General features: G+C 44.7%; 3 protein-coding genes. 1 reads left to right on the top strand and 2 read right to left on the bottom strand.

The genetic code is table 11. The annotated features are described in order from the left end of the window. Nucleotides 1–249: 249 nt before the first annotated feature. A complete protein-coding gene (locus LC574_RS29595; protein ID WP_229457185.1) occupies nt 250–2,238 on the bottom strand; it encodes an AarF/ABC1/UbiB kinase family protein in 1,989 nt (662 codons plus the stop codon). Next, nucleotides 2,228–2,425: a hypothetical protein gene (locus tag LC574_RS29590; protein ID WP_229457184.1), complete on the bottom strand. Its 198-nt coding sequence runs from the start codon at nt 2,423–2,425 to the stop codon at nt 2,228–2,230. The genes LC574_RS29595 and LC574_RS29590 overlap by 11 nt, the downstream gene beginning before the upstream one ends. A gap of 255 nt (nt 2,426–2,680) precedes the next feature. Here LC574_RS29590 and recN point away from each other — a divergent pair. Continuing rightward, on the top strand, nt 2,681–4,042 hold a 1,362-nt coding region (gene recN / locus LC574_RS29585; protein ID WP_229457186.1), incomplete at its 3' end, for a DNA repair protein RecN.

Here is a 4,042-nt window from a genome sequence, read left to right as displayed (position 1 = left end):
TGCCTTGTTATTATCAGCAAGTATCTCAAATTCCTATTTTATCGTATTGATTAGCTAGTTTTTGATGTTTGCATCGGCATCTTATAAGCTAGCTACAGCAAAGCTTTGATAGTTTTCGGAGATGTCTAGAATTTAATTATGTGCAACTATGTGGATAGCGCAACCTTTTCGAGTCTCCGTTTGCACAGGGTCTCGTACAGAGCGTCAAGATTGCTAAATTTTGCATTCTTCTTCAACTCATAACTCTTACTACGATGCCAATAATTGCCGAATTAACCTGGCTACAGCTTTTTGTGTGAAGCGGTTGGCAATTTGTTGACCCAAACGCTGTACATCTGAATTTACCAATAACTGGGCAATTTGGGGCGCAAGTTTTATTGGATCAAAGCCTCGTGTTTCTCGGAGAATACCTAATATACGTTTGATATGCTCCAAGGTTTGTTGTTGCTCAACTGTCGCCGCCGGAGTTTCATTAACTGCTGTCAACCCTACCCGTTCCCGCAGCAAATAGGTGAAGTTATGCAAAACATTTTTACCTAAAGCATCAAGTCCGTTAACAGATTCATCTACTAGCTTGTCACGAATGAAAGCACCGCGTTCAGATGATAGAAATTCTATCCCCTGATTCAGCACTAAATTAAAGTCGTAGTCTTGACTATTACGCGCATTTTTTAACAAGTTTTCTAAGCGGTTCCAACGGAATCTGCCATCTTTAAAGAGCAAATCTTGCAATGATGCTCTTAATTGCGGTGCTGGATCGGTTAACAGGCGTTTAGAAACGTAGGGATAAGCTTCGCTGAGAACTTTAAAGTTGGGATCTATATATATTGCAATACCTTCAAGCGTTACTAGGGAGCGAATAATTAAGGCGTAGTAGGGTGGTACGCGGAAAGGATACTCATACATCAAAGCCGATAGTTCATCGGTAATGCTTTTAATGTTAAGTTCGGCAACGCTGGCTCCTTGGGCATCAGCAAAGACTCTCGCAAAAGCTGGGATAATTGGTGTTAAATCGGTTTCTGGTGATAAGAAATCTAATTTAACGTAGTCTTTTGCTAATCCTTCAAAGTCGCGGTTGACGACGTGGACGATCGCTTCAATCAATCCATAACGCTGTGCTGGCTTAATCTCGCTCATCATCCCAAAGTCGAGATAAGCTAATTTACCATCGGTTGTCGCTAACAAATTACCAGGGTGGGGATCTGCATGGAAAAATCCATGTTCTAGCAACTGGCGCAGGGAACACTGCACACCCACTTCAATTAAATAACGAGCATCTATACCTTGGGCGCTAATTTCTTCTGTCTGGGTTAATTTAGTGCCGTTAATCCACTCCATCGTCAAGACGCGGCGATTGGTATATTCCCAGTAAATTTTCGGTACATATACGTCTTTTATATGACCATATAACTCGAAAAATCGCTCGGCATTTTCGCCTTCATGGATGTAATCCATCTCTTCAAAAATGCGATCGCCTAATTCATCGAGAATCCCAACTAAGTCACTTCTTACCCGTTTGACCTTTTTCTGCACCCAAGCGGCGAGGTTACGCAAAATATACAAATCAATCGTGATTCCCTCTCTTAAGTCGGGGCGTTGAACTTTAACAGCGACTTCTTCACCAGTTTTTAGCTTACCTTTATACACTTGCCCCAATGAAGCCGCAGCAATTGGCTGTGCCGAGAGTTCGGCGTAAACCTCTTCTGGAGGTGCGCCTAATTCTTCTTTGATAAACTGGTAAGCAATTTCGTTGGGAAACGGTGGTAATTGGTCTTGTAGCTTAGTTAATTCTTCTAGGTATACGGGAGGAACCAAATCCGGTCTGGTGGACAAAGCTTGTCCAATTTTGATGTAAGCAGGCCCTAATTGGGTCAGCAATACTCTTAGCTGAGTGGCTCGGCGGCGATCATTTTTGACGACAATTCCCCGTTTACTATCCGACCACAACCCAAAAGCAAAGGATAGAGCTGGCCCCAACACGGCGAAAATCCGCCGTAGAACTTGCACTTTTCTGTTTTGATAATGCGCTGCTATGCCCACGGGATCGTAAAGCGTCTCAGGTTGGGCTGTTGTCCTCACCTTTTGGGCTGCTAAGAGTCTTGGTGATTGCACAACTAAGCTTGGTGTACCATCTTCTGGCACTACATCAATAACGTCCAGTTCGCCTCGGCGATTTGTGCCGTTGCGACTGTCCTCCTGAATCGGTCGGGAACTAGGGGGAAGTGTCTTAACAATCATGAAGAAAGCCACCAGTCAGAACGATCACATTAAGTATTGTAACAATATGTTGAGGGATTGGGGATTGGGGATAGGAAGTTCTAAGGTAGAGTTCCGAGTTCAGAGGTCGAAGTTCCGAGTTCAAAGGTCGAAGTTCCGAGTTCAGAGGTCGAAGTTCCGAGTTCAAAGGTCGAAGTTCCGAGTTCAAAGGTCGAAGTTCCGAGTTCAGAGGTCGAAGTTCCGAGTTCAGAGGTCGAAGTTCCGAGTTCAGAGGTCGAAGTTCCGAGTTCAGAGGTCGAAATAATAATCTTTTCTCTCCAGTCCCCAGTCCCCACTGGTCTGCTACACTTAGATGGGCATACTAGTTCAATAGTAGTAGGTATTGCTAGTTGCTGAAATATCATACTTATTGTCTTGTAAGTTAGAAGTATCTGGCATCTGCCCTCATGGAGAATTTGGCTTGATGTTGCTTTGCCTGCGAATAGAAAACTTTGCCCTAATTGACCAACTGGAATTGGAATTTGGCGCGGGATTAAATGTGTTAACAGGTGAAACCGGCGCGGGAAAATCGATTATCTTGGATGCCATTGATGCTGCTTTGGGCGGTAAAGTCTCTAGTCGAGTCATTCGCACGGGGACAAGTCGGGCGATGGTAGAAGCAACTTTCACCTCAAACGCCCCCCTAGCCGCTTGGTTAACCGAACAAGAAATAGATTTGCTTGATGAAAACTCCGTAGTCATTAGCCGAGAAATCACAGCTACTGCTAGTAATATCCGCAGTCGATCGCGGGTGAATGGCGTGTTGGTAAATCGGCAGATTATGGGAGGAATGCGCGATCGCTTGGTGGAAATCACCGCCCAAGGTCAAACTGTACAAGTGGGACAATCTGCCCAAGTCCGCGATTGGTTGGATTTATATGGCGGTGACTCTCTGATGCAGCAGCGTCATAAAGTCGCCACGAGTTTCAGTGCTTACCAACAGGCGAATTTAGCACTAGAAAAACGCCGGACATCAGAACGGGAACGGTTGCAACAACTCGACTTGCTCACTTATCAAGTGCAAGAATTGGGAACAGCCAATCTCAGCGAACCTGATGAATTGGAACAGTTGGGACAAGAACAAGAACGCCTAAATCATGTCGTTGATTTGCAACAAATGAGTTACAAGGTTTATCAGGCTTTGTATCAGAACGATCATGAAACTCCAGCCGCCGCAGATTTATTGGGAGATAGTGAGGCGATATTAAATGACATGGTGGAATATGATACCCAACTACAACCCCTATTAGAATTGGTGAGGGACGCGCAAGCTGCGGTAATGGAAGTGGGAAGGCAGATTAATGCCTATGGGGATGGATTGGAAGCCGATCCGCACCGATTGGAAGAGGTGGAAGAACGGATTCAGGAATTAAAGCAAATTTGCCGCAAGTATGGGCCGACACTAAAAGAAGCGATCGCCTATTACCAACGTATCCAAGGGGAATTAGCTCAACTTAACGACAGCGAACAATCTATCGAAAATTTAGAACAGCAAGAAAAGGCGTGTTTTGAGAAACTCACCCAAGCAAGTAATCAGTTAACTCAACTACGGAGTAAGACGGCTGCTAATTTAGAATCACGTTTGATCGCTGAACTCAAGCCCCTAGCGATGGAAAAAGTGAAGTTTCAGGTTGAGATAGTGCCTGCTCCCCCAACTGCTATGGGAGCAGATAAAATTACCTTTATGTTTAGTCCCAACCCTGGAGAACCACTACAACCTTTAACGGAAATTGCCTCTGGCGGGGAAATGAGCCGCTTTTTATTGGCGCTAAAAGCTTGTTTTTCT

Source organism: Nostoc sp. CHAB 5715 (genome assembly GCF_020829685.1).
Taxonomy (GTDB): domain Bacteria; phylum Cyanobacteriota; class Cyanobacteriia; order Cyanobacteriales; family Nostocaceae; genus Nostoc.
This window is presented reverse-complemented; position numbering and strand designations above follow the sequence as displayed.

Excerpts from the sequence above, each read along its gene's own strand:
- LC574_RS29595 (WP_229457185.1), bottom strand. The coding sequence starts at position 2,238 with ATGATTGTTAAGACACTTCCCCCTAGTTCCCGACCGATTCAGGAGGAC.